This is a genomic window from Flammeovirgaceae bacterium SG7u.111 (genome assembly GCA_034044135.1).
In the GTDB taxonomy this organism is placed as follows: Bacteria; Bacteroidota; Bacteroidia; order Cytophagales; family Flammeovirgaceae.
Genome location: CP139021.1, coordinates 7,507,770 through 7,528,378, shown reverse-complemented (window position 1 = coordinate 7,528,378; position 20,609 = coordinate 7,507,770). Strand labels below are relative to the sequence as shown.

General features: G+C 41.0%; 12 protein-coding genes. 3 read left to right on the top strand and 9 right to left on the bottom strand.

Translation table 11 applies throughout. The features are described 5' to 3' along the window. Positions 1 to 151: 151 nt before the first annotated feature. From R9C00_28970 to R9C00_28930, 9 genes are all read right to left on the bottom strand, one after another. Positions 152 to 937 carry a LytTR family DNA-binding domain-containing protein gene (locus R9C00_28970; GenBank protein ID WPO35732.1) on the bottom strand — a complete coding sequence of 262 codons (786 nt, stop codon included), beginning with the start codon at positions 935 to 937 and terminating at the stop codon, positions 152 to 154. Next, positions 915 to 3,869: a histidine kinase gene (locus tag R9C00_28965; GenBank protein ID WPO35731.1), complete on the bottom strand. Its 2,955-nt coding sequence runs from the start codon at positions 3,867 to 3,869 to the stop codon at positions 915 to 917. Before R9C00_28965 ends, R9C00_28970 begins: the two co-directional genes overlap by 23 nt. 239 nt (positions 3,870 to 4,108) lie before the next feature. Then, positions 4,109 to 5,590 (bottom strand): cadherin domain-containing protein, encoded by a 1,482-nt coding sequence (locus tag R9C00_28960; protein WPO35730.1) that lies wholly within the window; start codon positions 5,588 to 5,590, stop codon positions 4,109 to 4,111. A gap of 126 nt (positions 5,591 to 5,716) precedes the next feature. After that, positions 5,717 to 6,724 (bottom strand): hypothetical protein, encoded by a 1,008-nt coding sequence (locus tag R9C00_28955; protein ID WPO35729.1) that lies wholly within the window; start codon positions 6,722 to 6,724, stop codon positions 5,717 to 5,719. Positions 6,725 to 6,979: 255 nt separating this feature from the next. Beyond that, positions 6,980 to 8,974, bottom strand: a complete 1,995-nt coding sequence (locus R9C00_28950) for a cadherin domain-containing protein (protein ID WPO35728.1) — start codon at positions 8,972 to 8,974, stop codon at positions 6,980 to 6,982. Between the two features lie 311 nt (positions 8,975 to 9,285). Further along, positions 9,286 to 11,172: a hypothetical protein gene (locus R9C00_28945; protein ID WPO35727.1), complete on the bottom strand. Its 1,887-nt coding sequence runs from the start codon at positions 11,170 to 11,172 to the stop codon at positions 9,286 to 9,288. Then, positions 11,150 to 12,166, bottom strand: coding sequence for a N(4)-(beta-N-acetylglucosaminyl)-L-asparaginase (locus R9C00_28940; protein ID WPO35726.1), 1,017 nt, complete (start codon positions 12,164 to 12,166; stop codon positions 11,150 to 11,152). The genes R9C00_28945 and R9C00_28940 overlap by 23 nt, the downstream gene beginning before the upstream one ends. Before the next feature lie 31 nt (positions 12,167 to 12,197). After that, complete coding sequence (locus R9C00_28935) at positions 12,198 to 13,625, bottom strand: glycoside hydrolase family 125 protein (protein ID WPO35725.1); 1,428 nt, start codon at positions 13,623 to 13,625, stop codon at positions 12,198 to 12,200. Between the two features lie 39 nt (positions 13,626 to 13,664). Further along, positions 13,665 to 15,560 carry a family 20 glycosylhydrolase gene (locus tag R9C00_28930; GenBank protein ID WPO35724.1) on the bottom strand — a complete coding sequence of 632 codons (1,896 nt, stop codon included), beginning with the start codon at positions 15,558 to 15,560 and terminating at the stop codon, positions 13,665 to 13,667. A gap of 186 nt (positions 15,561 to 15,746) precedes the next feature. On the opposite strand from R9C00_28930, the gene R9C00_28925 reads away from it, so the two are divergent. The 3 genes from R9C00_28925 to R9C00_28915 all read left to right on the top strand — a co-directional run bounded on the left by R9C00_28925 (position 15,747) and on the right by R9C00_28915 (position 20,556). Continuing rightward, the gene (locus R9C00_28925; protein WPO35723.1) at positions 15,747 to 17,156 is read left to right on the top strand and encodes an alpha-L-fucosidase; all 1,410 of its coding nucleotides are present in this window, start codon (positions 15,747 to 15,749) and stop codon (positions 17,154 to 17,156) included. 8 nt (positions 17,157 to 17,164) lie between these two features. Further along, positions 17,165 to 18,616 (top strand): alpha-L-fucosidase, encoded by a 1,452-nt coding sequence (locus R9C00_28920; protein ID WPO35722.1) that lies wholly within the window; start codon positions 17,165 to 17,167, stop codon positions 18,614 to 18,616. Positions 18,617 to 18,690: 74 nt separating this feature from the next. Further along, positions 18,691 to 20,556: a beta-galactosidase family protein gene (locus R9C00_28915; GenBank protein WPO35721.1), complete on the top strand. Its 1,866-nt coding sequence runs from the start codon at positions 18,691 to 18,693 to the stop codon at positions 20,554 to 20,556. The last annotated feature ends 53 nt before the right edge of the window (positions 20,557 to 20,609 follow it).

The following is a 20,609-nucleotide window of genomic DNA, read 5'->3' as shown; positions in this document are numbered from 1 at the left end:
ATAGAAAGCGCTGTTCAGCAATATATTATGGAGGGAGAAATGATACCGAAGGAAGAGTTATAAAGCCTAAATACTCATAAAATGGAGGATCCGTCAGAAGGTTTTAGCATAATAGCCAATAAGCTCAACCCTATCAAATCAGCCTCCTTTTTTAAATCCTAAAGTTTTCAATAACCAACTCAAATTCTTTTTTCCTATATCTTGAAAGTGGAACTTCCATTTTATTTTTCATAATAATAATAACACATCCTTTTTTACTTAACATCTTTCTTACCTGTTGCAGATTGATGAAAAAAGAGCGATGTGCCCGGAAAAAATTTGTATTATCAGCAAGTAACGATTCAAATTCACCTATCGGCTTGCTTGCGACAATGGTCTGCCCTTCTGCAACTATAATATTGGTATAGATCCCCGAAGCCTCAAAAAGAATGATATTTTTTAATTCCAAAAAATCTATACCTTCCATAGAATTGATGGCAATCTGACTGGGCAAGGCTTCTTGCATAAAAGAGCCCTTCAGTAATTGGGTGCGCTCCAAAACCTTTTGCCTCCTTTTACTCTTTACAAATCGCTCTATGGTCTGTTCTAGGTCGACCGTAATTATTGGTTTCAACAAATAGTCGAACGCCGCTATTTTGAATGCCTGTATGGCATATTCATTATAGGCGGTAACAAATACAATATCAAAGTTTACCTCACTGGGGTTAAAAAACTCCAACAATTGGATGCCTAAATATCCTGGCATTTCTATATCCAAAAAAACAAGATTGGGCTGTACTTGATGAATTGCTTTGACCGCCTCGGGAATATTACTAGACTCCCCCACTACCTCAATACTATGAAAATGGCTTAGCATCTCCTTTAAGGCCGACCGTACTGCAGGCTCATCGTCTACAAGCAACACTTTTATTTTTTCAACTGATGTTAACTGGCTCATTTATAAGTGGCAATTTAATAACAACCTTAGTTCCTACAGGCAAGCCCCGCATGCTTAATTTATCAATTATATCAAGTTCTATTTTATTTTTCCGATCCATATTCAAGAGTTCAATTCTCTTACTGTAAGCCTCCAATGCAAATGAGTGGTGGTTGTTGCGCCGAGATTTATTTACCTGCAATGCAGCAGCCCGACCTATTCCATTATCATCTATCACAATCACCAATATCTCTTCCACCAAACTGAACGATATCAGCAGCTCCTTTTTCCCTTCTTTATGAAGAAGCCCGTGCCTCAACGCATTTTCAACAAAGGGCTGAGTCAAAAGCGATGGCAACTTTATGAGCTCATCTTTGAGTTTTTCATCAAGAATTATGTCATATGTCAGTTTATCATCAAACCTATTTTTTTCGATAGAAAGGTATTTTTCTATTACTTCTATTTCATCTGCAAGTGCGACCATTTCCTTTGAGGAAAAATCCAATACCTTTCTCATCAACAATGAAAAGTCTTGAATAGCTTTATTGGCTTGGTCATTTAGCCCATTCAATACCTTGCCCTGAATCAATGACATTGTATTAAAAATAAAATGTGGGTTCATCTGAGACCTTATAGACGTTAATTGCGCTATTCTAAGATCTTGTTCATGAGATTTTCGGAGCAGCTGCTGCTTGTTAGCTTCATTAATTCGCTCCAGTCTGATATAAACAAAAACAACAGAACAAAGTAAAATGAATAAAAAAACCAATATCAGAAATTGAGGTCGCTTCCAAATAGGCGCCAATACGTTGAACGGAATTCGAATGACATTTGCAGACTGGACTCCATCTTCGTTAATAGCCATGACCTCAAATGTATACTTCCCAGCTTGTAAAGATTGGTACTTAGCTGATGGGTATTTTAATGAAGTAATACTCCAATTACCTCCATTGAGTTCTTTAATTCTATAGTGGATCATTGCTTTTCCCCTACTCCTCAAACTATTGGAAACATCAAAATCTATCCGCAATTCTGGAAGATCTGGAGAAAGAGTGATATTTTTATCCAACCCCGCAAACACCTTGTCTCCTGAACTGATGTTAGTTATATGAATTTTTGGTTTTTGAGTGTTTTTAACAGAAAATGAATTGAAAATTTGGAGACCATTTGGGGTACTCACCCACAGGTTGGCCTCAGCCACAACTAGGTCATAAATCTCATTTGCCGTAAGCCCTTTGGTATCATCAATCAGGTAAATAGATTCGTCTTTAAATGTATAAATGGCAATTCCCCGATCCGTTCCTATAAAAAGCTGGGTATCCGTACTGGCTAGTGCCGTGATATGGTCAGAAGGCAACCCTTCTGACATAGTGATATGCCTTTTCATCTCCTCGCCCTCAATAATCATCAGCCCATCTGTATATGTACCAATAAAAAATTGATCTTTATATCTATCTATTTCGGAGACTCCTGGTGAAAACCCTAGCCCAGTAGGCTGCCATAAAGAAACTTCATTCGTTTCTAAACTCACCTTTTTCAAGCCCTTTTGTGTCCCTAACCATATGCGCTGGTTTATCGAATCATATCCTACAGAAGCGCACCGCTGCTTTATGCCAGAACTATTCTTCTTACTATAAACACTATCCATAACTACAATAGACAGACCAGCTGATGTGGCAAGCCCATATCCTTTATCCAACTGCACTATATCTTTTAAAGCAGTCATTACCATGCTCTTAACAAGGCTTAAATTATCAAGATTCATAATTTTCAATTCCTTTCCATAATACAGAAGTTTGTCGTTTCTTTCATCAACAAATAGGCTCTGAATTTCTCTGGAACTTTGTGGAGCTATTTTTTCTGTCAATTCTCCTTCAAAAGAATAAAACAACAGGCTACCATCATAAGCTCCTGCTACCACCTTCTTGTGCTTATTGTCAACAGCGAGCTTGGTAAGAATATCATTTTGACTTTTCTTTATAATCGTCGTCTCAAGTGAAGGATAGTAAAAAATACCTTCGTTCAGTGTCCCCAACCAAATTCCGCCCTCACTATCGCTGGCAATAGAGCTCACATTTCTGCTATTATTGAGTAAAAACCATCGATCACTTTTTTCATCTAACAGATAACAGCCAGATGGTCCAAAAAAGGCAACCATTCCATTACCAAGATTTTTAATCTGTCTGGTATCTTTTAGTAGCTCGTCATACTTTTCTGAAATGTCTTTTACTTTTCCATTGTAAAGCTCAAACAGCAAATGGCAGCTACTGTCGTACAGCCATATCTTACTATTAAAAGTAGTTAGTTGGAGTGTGTTTTGATTTAAGCCACACTTCTTATACTGAATGGTATATTGCTTAGATGGATTAAAAAGAGATTTTACAATTGCAGTATTTCTCTTAGAAAAAACACTCCATAATTCGTCTTCGTACACCAGATGGTCGGCGTAATTAATTTTACCTCCACCTTCAAACTGACTGTGTTCAAATAGAGAATCTAGACGCGACCATTTTTCCTTTTCTATTTCATAGAAAAAAATATTGGACGGACTACTGAGCAAAAGCTTATCTCCAATGTTGGTAATTCTCGGAAACCCTGACTGATAGTACTTTTCCCATGAATGGAGTTTTTTTAAACTATCATTCTCTACAAAAAGCAATTCCCCGAAATAGTTATGAAGCCAGATCCTCCCCTTATTGTCCTCCGACAGATAACCCACTGCTTGCGATCTCACTTGAGGGTTGGAAAACCAGCGAAATTCTGCTCCATTATACCTTGCAAGTCCATTTTCGGTGGCTACCCATAAAAAACCTTGGCTATCCTGAAAGATGTCATAAACCGTATTAGAAGGGAGGCCATCCTGCTGTGAGATATGGAAACTAGCCATTTCCATATTCTGAGAAAATGAAATACCTGAAATAACCAGTAATAACAAACAGAGTAAGAATCTCATTCTCTAAAGTAAAACAGGGTCAAATTTTAAAGGTACAAAAAAGAAGCTAGGGTATATTTAAAACCTAAGTTATGTTCTTAAAAGCATAATGGATATAGCTGATTGACCTTAAAGCAAAGCCCCAATATTTGACAATGGTAGTCTCCAGCGTTTTTTATCAAAAAAAAACATTCTTCATTTAAAAACAAGCCCCAATAAATTGGGGCTTGTACTTGTACCTATATTCTACTTCTGTGCTTTTACTCACAATCAATAATACTGTAAGAAGCTGATGCATCTTTCGACCATCCTGATGTAGGGACAGGTAGTTGGTCTACTTTAATACACGTTAAGCCCGGGTTGCCCTGCAACTGCATCCTGGTCATATTGGCATTATTGCCATTTGCAAGATTCACCGTAGTCAATTCATTGCTATGGGCTTTAAAATCGGTCAACTCTGACAACATAGAAACATCAATAGTTTTCAACTTATTAGATTCAAGTAGTAGTTGCGTCACTTTTGTGTTGCTTGATAGGTCAATAGAAGTGAGGCTATTTCCATAAAGGGAAATTCTAGTAGCATTGGTAAAAAATTCAATTCCTTCCACACTTTCTATATTACTATTTGCCGCACTGATAGTGCCAGTAAAACTGGAAGCCTCGGCTGTTTCTATTACCGAATTACCATTGGTGTTAATTGAAGAATTGTTAAGCAAGGCAGTTATAAAATTTGCGTCGGGAATAGCTATATCATCCAAATCTGTAACATTTATAGTAACTTTAGCCGTTTTGCTGGCTTCACCATCACTCACCTCCACAGTAAGTATATGGCTGGTAGCCGTTTCATAATCTAGCTTCTTGCCTTCTGCCAAGCTTATTTGCCCACTGGCATTAATTTCAAAAATATTGTCAGAGCCTATGCCTAAGGCAAGGCTGTAACTGAGTACATCGCCATCTTCGTCCGTAGCTGCAACGGTGCCTATTACCGTATTATCGGTCACTCCTTCTGCCACCGTAAATGTTTGGGCAGCTACTACTGGTGCATCGTTTACATCGGTCACATTAATAGTTATATCAACCACCGCAGTTAATTTCCCATCACTAACCGTGATCTCAATTGAATAACTAGTAATGCTTTCAAAGTCTAATGACTGACCAGAAGTAAGACTGATTTCTGGTACGCTCTCATCCTCAAATTCAAATAAATCTTTGTTGTTTTGAGAGATATTCTGTGATATAGAGTAGGTAAGGGCATCGCTGTCCTTATCAGTGGCTACAATTGTAGCTATTGCGGACCTAACATCTATATTTTCCCTAATGCTAAATGTCTGTGCATTGATTTCAGGAGCTGTATTTTCATTTACATCAACTACCGTAATGGTAATATCCACCTCGGTTTCTAGGTCACCGTCAGACACAGCTACTGTAATGGTGTGGTTTGTAGCGGTTTCAAAATCTAGGCTTTTACCTGTTGCCAAGCTCAAAGCACCTGAGGTACTGATGGCAAACAGATTATTATCGTTTGTAGTGATACTAAATGTAAGCGTCTCTCCTTCAGGATCGGTGGCTACAATGGTGCCCAATACGTCATCAGGGCTAGCCCCTTCCGAAATGGAAAACGATTGTGCTACCATAACAGGTGCTACATTTTGTGGAGTAGGTTCTTCATCATCTTTACAAGATTGAAAAACAAAGAGCAACGATAAGGCTCCAATATAGGATACGAATTTGAGTAATTTCATAAAAAGGTTTGTTGTTTTTTTTTAAGGTTTAGAATGATTGGCAAAACCTTATTAAACAATGCAAATAAATAATTATTCACACTGTTTAATATTTAAAAAGGTTGCATTCTTATCTGATATTCTTCTTTAATTCACTGTAATTGTACGGCCGCAATTAGTTCTGGCGCTTGACAGTTTTCTGCTTCTTACTACCTCGTTTTTTGCTTTGTCAGTTTTCATAAGGTAGATATCAAAATCACAGTCAAACGTTCTGCTACTGCCAGGGGTAATATTGAATGAGTCTACTCTGATTGGACTACTAGTACCATTTACAATGGTTACTTTTTCTCCTGCACTGCCTTTTTCCATCTCTGCCATTCTTTTTTGATGCTCTTTTAATTTCTTATATTCGGGAGTAGCCCTAATTGAGTCGTTGTAGGCTTTCAGATCGGCATCTTTGTTTTTTCTGGCGAATTCAATTTCCTTTATTTCCGCCTTTTGCTTGGCAGTTGCTGGGTTGGCATCTTGCTTAGCTTTCATTTCTTTCAAATAATCGGAAACCAATTTACCCAAATCAGTATCGCAGGCTTTTTGATGTTCTGGTCCGTAAGAAACCATTGCAGCTGCTTTAACTTTCTCTTTGGCAGCCTTCATTTTTTCTTTGAGAGACATTTTCTTTTTCTCTTTAGGCTCTTCTTCTGCTTTTTCTTCACCGCCAATTTTGATGTAAATGGCATCAATTCTATCAAAAGAAAGCCCATCTTCGGAAATTCCATCGAGCGAGAAAATGTAGTCTCCCACCACTGCGTAGCCATCTTTGTTATATTTATGCCTGGTCACGATGTGAGGATAGCCAATAGCTCTTTCGTAATCAGTCATTACATCGGCTCCTCTCCAACTTTTTCCATCTTCAACTTTGATGAGCGAAAAGCCTACTGGTACTCCTGATGGAAGTCTTTTAATTTCGGCAGTGAGCACATAACGCTTTCCATCGATATGGTACTTCCCAGTTTCTTCTGATTTGCCAACACTCCAATACTCTTGATATTTAGCTCCTTCTCCGTGAGCTTCTAATGCTTCGTACATGCCTATTTGCGCAGAGACTGAAAAGCTGGCAGCGAGTAGCAACACGAATAATATGATTGTTTTTTTCATAGTTTGAAAATTTGGATATTGATAAAATCTTTAGACCCAAAGTGCTATTACTTCGCACAGAGGTTTTATCCCCACTGCCAGAATAGCAGTGGGATTTTTTTAAGTTCAAGTAAAAATTTTGAATGATTTTAAGGCTCCTACTTATTTTAATATCTAGCAAATAATACTAGTGTAGGAGTGCTTTCTTTACTATCTGTATACACAGCAAAGCAACTTATTAGCATGATGAATCGCCCATGCCAGGCTGTTTGACATTTAATTGATAATGATTTTCCGTATTCGATTGCCAAGTTCCTCAGTAATAAAGATACCGTCGGCTACATTGTCGAAACAAATACCTGATGGATAGTAAAATTTTGCTGTAGTTGCATCACCATCACTTAAGCCTTCTCCATTTCCACCAGCGAGATTAATTATCTCATTTCTTATTAAGCCAAAACCACTGCCAGGTGAAGAGATATTTATTTCGGCTACTTTACGCACAGCGTGATTATTATAATCTACCACCAAGAGTTCTTGTCCATACATTGCAAGATGTCGGGGTTGGTCAAACATGCCGGTACTGGTAGGCCCTTCTGCATAGCCAGCCTGATTAGGAGTGCCTGCATAAATTCTAACCGTATTATTGTCAATAGTTCTAATCACATGATTGTCGGCATCACTAAAATAAAAAGCTTTATCAAATCTATTGTAAATAATGTCATAGGGATGATTAAGGTTTGCTTCTAAAAGCCTGTCCCCATTGGCGTAGCCACCAGAGGTAGTGCCCGCATACCGGCTCACCTCACCAGATGACGTTACCATTCTTATCATATTATTTTGATAATCAGCTATGTATAAATTATTATTAAGATCAAAGCATATGCCCTTTGGAGAATTGAAGGAAGCTTTTGTGCCGGTACCATCTTCAAAATCAGCATTGCCAGATCCAGCAAAGGTAGTTACTTCGCCATTTTGCGTTATTTTGCGTATTCTGTGGTTATCTGAATCCGTAACATATAAGTTGCCTGTTCCATCAATAGCTATACCCGAAGGGCTATTAAATTTTGCGGCAGTGCCCATACCATCCAAATAACCTTGAGATGAGCCTGCAAATGTAGTTATTTCACCAGAGGCACTCATTTTTCTGATGAGGTGGTTGCCTGTATCTGCAATATAATAGGCTCCATTAAAATGGGCTACACCACCCAAATTCCTAAATTTTGCCGCTAGACCAATAGCATCTGTTGCACCGGGAGAACCTGTAATAGACCCTGCAAACGTGCTTACTGTTACAGCACTTTCAACCACATCGGTCACATTAACAATTACCGCTACACTTACATTAAATTTGCCATCAAAAACAGTAATTTGTAGAGAATGCTGGGTTTTGGTTTCATAATCTAAATTTGCTGTGGCTCTTAGGCTAATTTCGCCTCCATTGGGTGACACCTCGAATAAATCGCCTCCAGTCCCTATACTATAAGTTAGCTCATCACTATCAGCGTCCGTTGCCACTACAGTACCAATTATAGTAGCTTGGTTTACATCTTCTGCCACAGAGAAAGGACCAAATACCGTAAATTCAGGACGTTCGTCGTTCACATCTTCCACGTTAACAGTCATGGCAGCAGTGGCAGAGTATGTTCCGTCACTTACCGTTACATCGAACATGTAAGCTTTAGTAGCTTCATAATCTAGTGTTACACCACTTGCCAAGGTAATATCATTGACATTGGCAAGTGCAAACGTCAAGCTTCCCTTGCTGTCAATCGTGTAGGTAAGGTTATCGCCATTAGGATCCGTGGCGACTATAGAGCCAAGTATATCCGTGCCTGAAACATCCTCTTTTACCGTGAAACTTTGTGCGGCAATACTTGGTGCTTCGTCTATATCTGTTACGTTGATCGTCATGGCTGCTTCGGTTTCCAGATCGCCATCAGAAACAGCAACCGTGATGGTATGGCTTGCTGCCGTTTCAAAATCTAGGTTTTTGCCTGTGGCCAAACTCAAAGCCCCTACTGTGCTGATCTCAAATAATCCATTATCGTTTGTAGTGATACTAAACGTAAGCGCCTTCCCTTCGGGGTCGGTCGCCACAACAGTGCCCAACACGCCACCAGAACTAGCCCCTTCCGAAGCGGAAAACGATTGCGCTACCATAACAGGTGCTACATTTTGTGGCACTGGCTCTTCATCATCTTTGCAAGATTGAAAAATGAGGAGCAATAAGGTCGTAATAAGCGTGAGTAATTTTATTGGGTTCTTCATTTAAACTGATTTGGTATAGTGATAAAATTCTTTGTTGGAAAACGGCGAATATATCACCCCTAATATTCACTAACGGGAAGACCTAATGAGTGGCACTTGGACAGGAATGAATGGTAATACTTGGCTAATAAAAGAATTGGTAATTTCGCTATTCAAGCAAAATTTAGAGGTTGCTATCGATAAAGGATAGACCTAAGAACATGTTTAAATAAGGTCGGGGAAAATGATTCCGAAGGAAGAATTATTTAACATAAAACTGCCTCTGTCCAAGAATAGGACAGAGGCAGTTTTATGTTAAAAAAGGAGTTCAGTTAATTCGCACGTACTTCTACATCGTCCACCAAAAAGATCGCTTCTTCTACTTTGTCATCCGCTCCTTCCAAAGGCTCAGATACTTTTTGGTTAGGCGTTTTTCGGGTGGGAAAACTGCGATAGTCACCTGTTCGGAAAGAAATTCGTTCCACAGACTTTACAGCTTCATGTAAAGCTGCATTTTCCAAAACTACTTTTCCATCAAGTATCAAGGAATAACTTCCGTAGAGATATGCATCAATTTCTAGCTCTAACTTGTACCAAGTCTCTTTTTTATACTTTCCCAACTCGATTTCCTTGCTGCCATCATAGGCTACTAATCGTCCATCTGGCAAAAAATAAACCCGCACTGGTCTGTTGCCAAATTGATCGGTCACTTCCACCTGCAAAGTACCCTTGTCATCTTGTTGGGGTTTTACCTTAAAGGAAAGCTTCACATTTTTACCCTCCTCAAAAACCCGGATAGCCCGAGCATAATCATACGGATCAGCATCTGTAAGTTCGAGAGCTTTATTACTTTTGGCCTCCGCTACAATTTTGGCAGATGCCCATTGCGGAGCATAACTATTCCAATCCTTGATTTGCCCATCCACTTTCATGTCCTCAAAGTTATCCGCCACATCTCCTTCTACCATATACTTCACCGAAAGAGGCACACGACTGACCCAAATATCCTCCTTGTTCATGCTGTAGGTAAGCCACATATCATCGCCTGGCGGATTACCATTTCCTTCCACAATCCCTCGGGTATAGCAAGACCCAAAATCTTTCCACCTACCAAAAAACCTTCTTTGCGGAACTTCACCTTGCACAAGCAAAAGATTGTCAAAAACGGCCCCGTCATTTCCTGTCACTATGGCTAAAGGGAAGCGGTATTCTTGCATTTCTATAGGGTTATACACCAATGCATAACGGTCATCGTCCGTCCTCTGCCCCCATACCTTACCTCCTGCCATTAGCAAGGTTTTGGTTTTTACCGGTGCGGAAAAGGTTTGCCCTTCATCGCTAGACAAAGCTGTATGGGAAAATTTCCAAAGCCCGACCACTTTTCCGTCAGGGCGGTGATAATATGAAAAAGCTTCTACCGAATCGGGGACTCTTCCTTCTCCATAAAAATCATCCATTCCATAATCCTCATCTAACCATTGCAAGGTTATTAACCGGTCGGCAAGTAATGCTTCACAAGCTTCTACAAACCCTTCATCCTTAGATTTTTTAAAGAAAGGATAACTGGTATTATTTTCATTAAAATTGGTAAAACTACTGTATCTCAAAAAGTAAATCTGTCCGAAACTCCCATCTTTTTTCACCTCTCTTACCACACGACCAATACCACCTTTACCAAAAGGATGATCTGTGTGACCATAAAAACCCAATACCAACAAGCGATCATTTGGAGCTACGTAAAATCCCATCCGCTGGTGCATCATATAGCCATTATAGCCTTCGGGAATTGCCACTCCTTCAGGTGCCTCATAAGCCGGAAATACCACTTTGGGCTTTTCCCACTGGCGGCCATTCTCTGAAGTGACCAGCATCGTATGACCTGGGGCTACGTGTTCATCTTTCGGATTACTTAAGTACTGAAGGAAAAAAGTATGTTCCCAATAAGCCAAATTTGGAGCGTGGTTATACGTCCAACCAAAACCATCTGCCAATTCAGGATGCTCCCTATTGGCTCGGAGCACCTGAATATTTTCCGTTCCTATCGCATACCTCAGCCTGCCTTCGTGAACACTGGGATCAATCGTATTCCCGCCAATATACCTCACAGGTTCAGTAACTGAGCCTGTTTGTGCCATCAACGGAACATTAGTCAAATGAACAAAAGCAGTGGAAAATAGCAAACTATAAAAATACTGCTTAACTAAACTTACTCTCAGCATCAATCAAAGTATTGTTAGATTCATCTGAATACACTGCATAGTTAAAACCCTTATGGATGGCGTAACCTCCGTAGCTTCCTTTCTTATCGAGCGCCAAAAAGCCAACTTGCAAATTCTCCACATCTTTCAATTTTTCATAAATGCGCTCTACAATAGCTTTGCATGCTTCTTGGGGGCTAGCCCCTTGTCTCATCATTTCCACCACCATTGCACTTCCCGAAACCCTAATCACCGCTTCGCCCAAACCTGTGGCACAAGCCCCGCCAACTTCATTATCTAAAAATAACCCAGCTCCAATAATGGGTGAATCTCCTACCCTGCCGTGCATTTTATACGATGCGCCACTGGTCGTACATGCACCAGAAATGTTGCCTTCCTCATCTAAAGCAAGCATGCTGATCGTATCATGGTTTTCCACATTGATCACAGGCGCGTACTTAGATTCTTTCAACCAATTTTCCCAATCCTTTTTAGAAGCTTCGGTCAATAAATTAGTTCGCTCAAAGCCTTTTTCTACGGCAAATTGTAGTGCGCCTTCTCCTACCAACATTACGTGCGGAGTATCTTCCATCACTTTTCTAGCTACAGAGATCGGGTTTACAATGTCTTGCAAAAAAGCTACTGAACCGCAATTGCTATGATGGTCCATGATACAAGCATCTAATGTCACTCTTCCATCACGATCAGGATATCCACCAAGTCCAACAGTTCTTACTTCAGGGTCTGACTCAGGAATACGAACGCCCGCTTCTACTGCGTCCAAAGCGCTTTTACCTTCTTTGAGCAATGCCCATGCTGCAACATTTGCCGGCTGACCATGATTCCATGTAGAAATCACGATTGGTTTGGTTACTTTTTGATCTTTAGCCGCTTTCTCCTCACCTACTTTTTCGCTAGTAGTAGCCGTACAAGCACTCAAGGGCACCATCCCTGCACCAGCTAAGCCCAATCCGATGGATGATTTTTTGATAAAATCTCGTCTATTATTCTTCATTCGTAGTACTGTGGTTTATTTAAGTAATCGGTCAAATTTCTTTCAAAAGCTGTGGCCGCTCGTTGTATACTTTAAGAATCAGTTCGCCAAAGAGCGTGTTCGCCCAAGCAAACCATGTTCTGTGGAAAATGCTCGGATCATCTTTATGAAAAGCCTCATGCATGAATCCTGTACCGCCATGGGTCGCCATTAGAGTTTCAATACATCCTTTAATTTCCTCGTCATTATCGCTGGTAAGCGCCTTCATGGTGATGGACATAGGCCAGATCAAATCCATTCCTTTGTGCGGGCCACCAATTCCTTCGGCCTTTGTTCCTTTAAAGAAGAATGGGTTGTCTTTGCCCCAAACAAAAGCTCGAGTGTTCTGATAAATAGGGTCATCGGCATTGATAGTTCCCAAATAAGGCATGGCCAGCAAGCTTGGGACATTTGCGTCGTCCATAAATAGTTTGTTACCAAAACCATCTACTTCGAAAGGGAAAATATTGCCATACCCTTTGTGCTCAACAATGGCATATTCCTTCAACGCATCGCTCACCTCATTTGCCAAAGCAGTACATTTTGAGGCAAACTCCTTGTCTTTTATCACTTCTGTAAAAATCTCATTGAGCTGCTTGAGCGAAGTAACAGCAAAAAAGTTAGAAGGAACTAAGAATAAAAAAGTGGTGGCATCATCAGAGGGGCGAAAGCCCGAAGCAATCAACCCGACTGGCACAACAGGATTTCCAGCCCCAAACATGGGCATGGTATCCGTATTTACCTCCGTTTTCCTCATGAATTTGTAAGGTCCATCACCCTCCTTTCGTTGCTGTTCAATAAAGGTTTTCAGCACCAGTTTCATGGCCTTTTCCCATTTTTTATCAAAAACAGAAGTATCTCCAGTTGTTTTCCAATAATGGTAAGCCAAACGAATAGGGTAGCAAAGCGAATCAATTTCCCATTTCCGCTCATGAAGCTCTGGCTTCATGTCCGTTGAGTCAGTTTCCCACTCACTTCCAGTAGCACTTTCATTAAACGCATTTGCATAAGGGTCAATCAAAATGCAGTCAGTTTGCCTATTGACAACACCCGAAAGAAGCTTTTGGAGATCTTTATCTTTTTTAGCCAATGGCACATACGGCCATACTTGTGCACTACTATCTCGCAACCACATCGCATGTATATCTCCCGTAATGACGAACGTATCTGGGCGACCATCTACCTCTTTATAGTTCACCGTGGTGTCCAAGGTATTCGGGAAACAATTTTCAAACATCCAACCCAACTCAGGGTTTTTAATCGCTTTTTTTACATTTTTTATAGCCTCTTCCACGGCCTTGCTAGTGAAGTTTCGCTTCCCCACAGGAGGTCTTTTCGAGATAAACCCATCTTTAAAAACCGACGCATTCAACACTTGAGGTATCATCACTGCACCTGCCGCCAACACCGAGTTAGATTTTATAAAATCTCTTCTTTGCATATCATATTTTACTTAAGGTGATAAAAAGTTGCCCCTCCCCTAATGAGAAGAGCGTTTGGGTTGAGGTTTTTCTATTGTAATACCAGTCACTTTCGCTTTTGGCTTTCCATCTTCTATCAACACCGCTTTTACTTGCGTTCCTTCTGCCAATACTAAAGGTTCAGAATAAAGAGGAGAATCGACAGTAGGCTCACTCCCATCCAATGTATAATGCATACCTTCCAGTTCAAACTGGTTTTTGAGTGTGACTATCAATTTGTCTGAGCCTTCTTGTGCTTTTACCTCATAAGTTACATAATAGATACTCTTTGAATAATTGATGCCTCTGAAAGCATAGCGCTCTAGTTGATCAGGGACTTTCAGCTTAAATGCTTTCCAATTTTTTCCCGCTAAAGGGGACCAAAGCACTTCAGACAATGCCCCTATTCTCGGATAAACAACATATTCTATTTTTTCGGGTGTAGGCAAATACTCTGACCACACATTAGCTTGTGCCCCTAGAATATACTGTTCTTCCTCAGGAGTCAGCTCTTTTGGTGTAGGGTTATAAGAGTAAAGCTTTTCCAAGGTAGTAAATCCATGGATTTGGAGAGGCTCGAACTTTGGATCTCCTTGGTAATGATCGAAGTACAAATGCGAGCCTGGAGACATCACCACATAATGCTTGTCTTTTGCTGCCGCTATGCCTCCTTCTTCTCCCCTCCAAGACATCACCGCTGCATTAGGGGCAAGCCCTCCTTCCAAAATCTCGTCCCAACCAATTATTTGCCTTCCTTTTGAGTTGATGAACTTCTCCATGCGGGTAATGAACCAGCTTTGCAGCTCATGCTCATCTTTCAAACCCAGTTCCTTGATCTTTGCTTGTACCGATTTAGAAGCTTTCCATTGATCTTTCCAAGCCTCGTCGCCACCAATGTGGATGTATTTACTTGGGAAAAGAGCCATCACTTCCACCAATACATTTTCCAAAAATGTGAATGTAGTGTCTTCTACACCATAAATATCCAAGAACACGCCCCACTCACCTACAACTTTTGGACGATTTCCCGTCACGCCAAGCTCAGGATAGGAAGCAACCGCTGCCGTAGCATGGCCAGGCATTTCAATTTCTGGAACTACCGTGATGAATCGTTCTTTGGCATACGCCACCACTTCTTTTACCTCTTCTTGGGTATAAAAACCGCCATAGCGCTTGCCATCAAATTCCTTAGAACCAGCGTGTCCAACCAATGTTTCATCTCTCCACGCACCTATTTCCGTAAGTTTCGGATATTTTTTAATCTCGATTCTCCAACCTTGGTCATCGGTCAAGTGCCAATGGAAGATATTCAATTTGTGCATCGCCATGTTGTCGATGTACTTTTTCACAAAGTCAACCGAACTCATATGCCTTGAAACATCCAAGTGCATTCCTCTCCAGTTATATCTTGGGTAATCTTCAATAGAAACAAGTGGCAATGTCCACTTTACATCTGCAACCACTTCCTTGCTCTCAATGGCAGGTGGCAACAATTGCTTCAGCGTTTGCACGCCATAAAACAAACCCGCATGGTCTTTTCCCTTGACGACCACTCCCTCATCATTTACCACTAGGGAATATCCTTCAGCAGGAACGTCAATCTCTGCTACGGTAAAAAGTATCCCACCATTTGGTGCTCTATCCTTAGTTTCCTTCACCAAAAGTTGGATTCCTGAAGCCTCTTGGAATTGTTGGGCAAAGCTTTCGGCTATTTCTTTCGCTTGGGCATCGCCTTCTGATACAAGCAAGTTAGTTTTTTCGGTAAGAATGATAGCCCCTTGCCCTTTTTCCATACTTACAGGCTCAGGAATAATGCTAATCGGAGAATCATAATTTTCATCTTTTTGAACACTAGAACAACTTAGGGTCATTAGCATAATTGCCCAGCAGATCAAGGGCAAAAACATGTTTTTCATATTATTCATTTTTATCAATTGGGCTAAAATTTTAGGAGTTTGATTGTTCATAATTTTGGATATACAACTTCACATTTCTGCAGGCAAATTACAAATGTTTGCGCACACATTTTCTAAAATTAAAGATTTTTATTTAAGATTGTAGTGAAAGAAGAAAATATCAAGAACAATCTAAAGGTAAGATCCATGCGAAAATATCTGGTGTTGATGCTACTGTTGGCTCTCTGTAGCTCAAGTGCAATAATGGCCCAAGAGGGGAATGTCCACGGGATGTCTGACGAATACGAATGGCCCACCGACCCGAAGGTAAGGGCTAAGCTCGAACAATGGCAAGACCTGAAATTTGGGATGATTATCCACTGGGGGCTTTATGCCCAAGCTGGAGTAGTAGAATCTTGGGAACTCACTTCCGAAGACTGGATCAACCGAAAAGACAGCATGACTTATGAAGGGTTCAAAAAATGGTACTGGGGCATGAAAGATTACTTCAACCCAGTGAATTTTGCACCTGAACAATGGGCCGCTGCGGCCAAAGGTGCTGGAATGAAATATGTGGTATTCACCACCAAGCACCACGATGGTTTCAATATGTTTGACACACAAGAAACCGATTTTAAAATCACCAACGGACCATTTGCCAACCACCCAAAAGCCAATGTGGCCAAGTACGTGTTTGAAGCTTTCAGAAACGAAGGGATGATGATCGGTGCCTATTTTTCAAAACCTGACTGGCACTCGCAATACTTCTGGTGGGACAAATATGGTTCATGGGATCGAAATGTAAACTATAACCTCGCTGCTCACCCTGAAAGATGGGAGAAATACAAAAAATTCGCTTTTAACCAAGTAAACGAACTCACCTCAGACTACGGCTCTATCGACATTTTATGGTTTGATGGCGGTTGGGTAAGACCAGGCCGCATGGTGAGGCACGGCGAACAAACTATTGATATTGAAAAAATAGCGGCGATGGCACGGAAAAACCAACCAGGCTTGATTGTGGTAGACAGAACCGTTCATGGACCATACGAAAACTACCAAACACCTGAAAGAACCATCCCCGGCAAGCAAATCAACAACCCTTGGGAAAGCTGCATTCCCCTCGCAAATAACTGGGGACATGTACCCAACGATGAGCTAAAGTCTTCTACCAAAATCATCCATTCGCTGGTGGAAATTGTAGCCAAAGGAGGAAGCATGCTACTGGGCATAGGGCCAAAACCTGATGGAACGCTTCGCGAAGGCGACTTAGAGCGCATGACTGAAATAGGTAACTGGATGGACAAAAATGGAAAAGCGATCTACGGCACCAGAACTACTGAAAACTATCAGGATGAAAACACATTTTTTACGGCTGGCAAAGAGGGAAACATGTATGCTTTGGTAAATATTCCCGAAGGAGAGGAAACGCCTCCCTCCGTAACTTGGGCTGGAAATATTCCTGAAAAGAAAAGCAGCATCACTTTGCTAAGTTCTGGACAAAAAGTAAAATGGAGCCAAGATGGAGATAAAATCACGGTAACTCTTCCTAAAAAATTCCTCAAAACTAACACCAGCTACCCTAGCTTAGCCTTTGAGTTCACGCCAAAAAAATAATACGGATCATGACAAAAACCAGAATCGTAATTCTACTACTGGCGCTAAGCTTAGCCGCCTGTAAAGAAACGGAAACACTTCCTCCAACAGCAGTTGGTCCAGTGCCCAGCGAGCAGCAATTAGCTTGGCATGCAATGGAACGAAATGCCTTTATCCACTTTACCATCAATACTTTTACCGATAAAGAATGGGGATTTGGAGATGAATCTCCCAAGCTTTTCAACCCTACCGAATTGGATGCGGAGCAGTGGGTAAAAGTCTTGAAAGAAACTGGTTTCAAAGGTGTGATCCTTACCTGCAAACACCACGATGGTTTTTGCCTTTGGCCTACCGAATACACGGAGCATTCGATACAAAACAGCCCTTACAAGGACGGAAAAGGTGATATAGTAAGAGAAGTGGCAGAAGCATGTAAAAAACATGGCCTGAAATTCGGAATATACCTTTCTCCATGGGATCGAAACCGAGCAGATTATGGCGATTCTACCTACGTTACTTACTACCGCAATCAGTTAAAAGAGCTCTTCACTTCTTATGGAGATGTGTTCGAAATGTGGTTTGATGGTGCCAACGGAGGCGATGGATATTACGGAGGGGCGAATGAAGAACGCAAAATTGACCGCGAGACCTATTACGACTGGCCAACTACACTAGACTTAGTACGCAGTATGCAGCCTCAAGTGCTTTTCTTTAGTGATGGCGGTCCCGATTTAAGATGGGGCGGCAATGAACAAGCCAGAGCTGGAGAAACAAACTGGAATACTATCACTACCGATACGCTCCATGCAGGTAAAGCAAATATAGAAAACATACTGAATACAGGTTCGGAAGATGGGAAAAGATGGGTTCCTTTGGAAGCGAATACTTCTATTCGTCCAGGATGGTTTTATCATGAAAAAGAAGATTCTTTGGTCAAAACCCCTGAGAAACTGCTAGATACTTACCTCACTTCGGTAGGAAGAGGATCTACCCTATTGCTCAACATCCCTCCCGACCGCAGAGGATTGTTCCACGAAAACGACATAAAAGCCCTGCGTGAGTGGAATGCGCTTTTGGAAAAAGAATTTGGCAACAACCTAGCTCAAAATGCTTCGATCACGGCTACTTCTTTCCGTGGCGATAATGAAACTTATGCCGCTCAAAAGGTGCTCGACGGTGACAAAGAAACCTATTGGGCAACGGATGATGCCATTACTAAAGGTTCGTTGGAAATCAACCTAAATGAAGCAAAAACCATAAAATATATTTTGCTACAGGAATACATAAAATTGGGGCAGCGAGTAAAAAGCTTCACAATACAGGCACGGGTAAATAATAATTGGGAAGAAATTGGAAACGCCACTACCATAGGCTACAAACGGATTATAAAACTAGACTCCCCTTTGGTAACAGACAAAATAAAAATAAGTATTACCGAAAGCAAAGCCTGCCCACTCATAAGTACAATAGAAATTTACTAGTGTTAAATTAAGAATGAAGGGCGTTCCGAACTATTTGGGCAGCCTTTATTTTATCACATCAAGTACCCCTTCACATGAACTTTCTACAAAAAACACTTCCCTTGATTTTCCTTTGGCTTTGCTTCGCGCAAGCCAGCGCCCAGTCAGCTAAAACGTTTGAGATTAAGGATGGCCAGTTTATGGCCGATGGAAAACCCATCCACATCTATTCAGGAGAAATGCATTATCCGCGTATTCCTAAGGAATATTGGAGGCACAGAATGCAAATGGTAAAAGCACTTGGGCTAAATACCATCGCTACCTATGTATTCTGGAACTACCATGAAGTAGCCCCTGGCAAATGGGATTTTGAGACGGGAAACCGAAACTTAGTAGAGTACATCAAAACTGCCCAAGAAGAAGGACTTTATGTGATCCTCCGACCTGGTCCATATGTCTGTGCCGAATGGGAATTTGGCGGATATCCCTATTGGCTACAAAACAACCCTGATCTTGAAATCCGAACCAATAACCCTGCTTTTTTAGATTCTTGCAAGGTATATCTGCAAAAGCTAGGTGAGCAAGTGGCAGATCTGCAAGTGACCAAAGGTGGCAACATCATTATGGTTCAGGTGGAAAATGAATTTGGCTCGTACGTTGCCCAGCGAAAAGACATTTCAGATGAGAAGCATTTAGCATACCGCTCCAGAATTTATGAAATGCTGAAAGAAGTAGGTTTTGAAGGTCCGTTTTTCACCTCTGATGGCACATGGCTATTTGAAGGTGGGGCAATAGGAGGAGTTTTACCTACCGCCAATGGGGAAGGAAATGTAACGAACTTGAAAAAAGCAGTGGATAAATACCACAACAATGAAGGTCCCTATATGGTCGCAGAATTTTACCCTGGTTGGCTAGACCATTGGGCGGAAGGATTTGTCACTATCGACACTGAAAACATTGCAAAGCAAACAGAAGTCTACCTTAAAAATGACGTGGATTTCAATTTTTATATGGTTCACGGAGGAACAAACTTCGGATTTACCAGCGGGGCAAACTATAATGACGAACACGACATTCAACCTGATATCACAAGTTACGATTATGACGCCCCAATCAGCGAAGCAGGCTGGACTACTCTAAAGTATATGGCAATTAGGGACTTGATGAAAAAATATGTTGCCTACGATATCCCTGAAATCCCTGAAAGAATTCCTGTTATTTCTATTCCAGAAATCAAATTGAAAGAAAAAAGCAGCGCATTGACCTTCATCAAAAAAAGCGAACCTGTCAAAGCCGACCAACCGCTAACTTTTGAAGAATTAGAGCAAGCTTCGGGATATGTATTGTACAAAAAAAGGTTTACCCAGCCCATAAGTGGTAAGTTAAGTATAAAAGGGTTGCGGGACTACGCCACAGTATACGTTAACGGAAAACTAAAAGGGGAACTGAACAGAGTTTTCAACACCTATGAAATGGATATTGATGTCCCTTTCAATGGCACATTGGAAATTTTGGTGGAAAATATGGGCAGGATCAACTACGGCGCAGAGATCGTCCACAACAAAAAAGGCATCATAAGCCCTGTCACTATTAATGATTATGAAATTTCTGGGAATTGGGAAATGTATAAAGCTCCATTTGATGCAGCACCAGAGGTACTAGAAACAGGATCAGTAAAAGGAGGCAATCCACTACTTTATAAAGGCACTTTCAAAGTGAAAAAGCTAGGCGATACCTTTTTCGATATGAGCGATTGGGGCAAAGGAATAGTCTTTGTTAATGGGCACAACCTCGGGCGATATTGGAAAGTTGGCCCTCAACAGACTCTTTTCTTGCCAGGCTGCTGGCTCAAAAAAGGAGCAAACGAAATTGTCATTTTCGAGCAACTGAACGAAAGCAAAAAAAACAGTATATCCAGTGTGAAAAAGCCTGTTTTGCAGAGTCTAAAACTTAAAGAGTAGGAACTTCTCAAGATCAAATATAAATTTCCCCTTCAGACTCTTCGCTAGAAAGT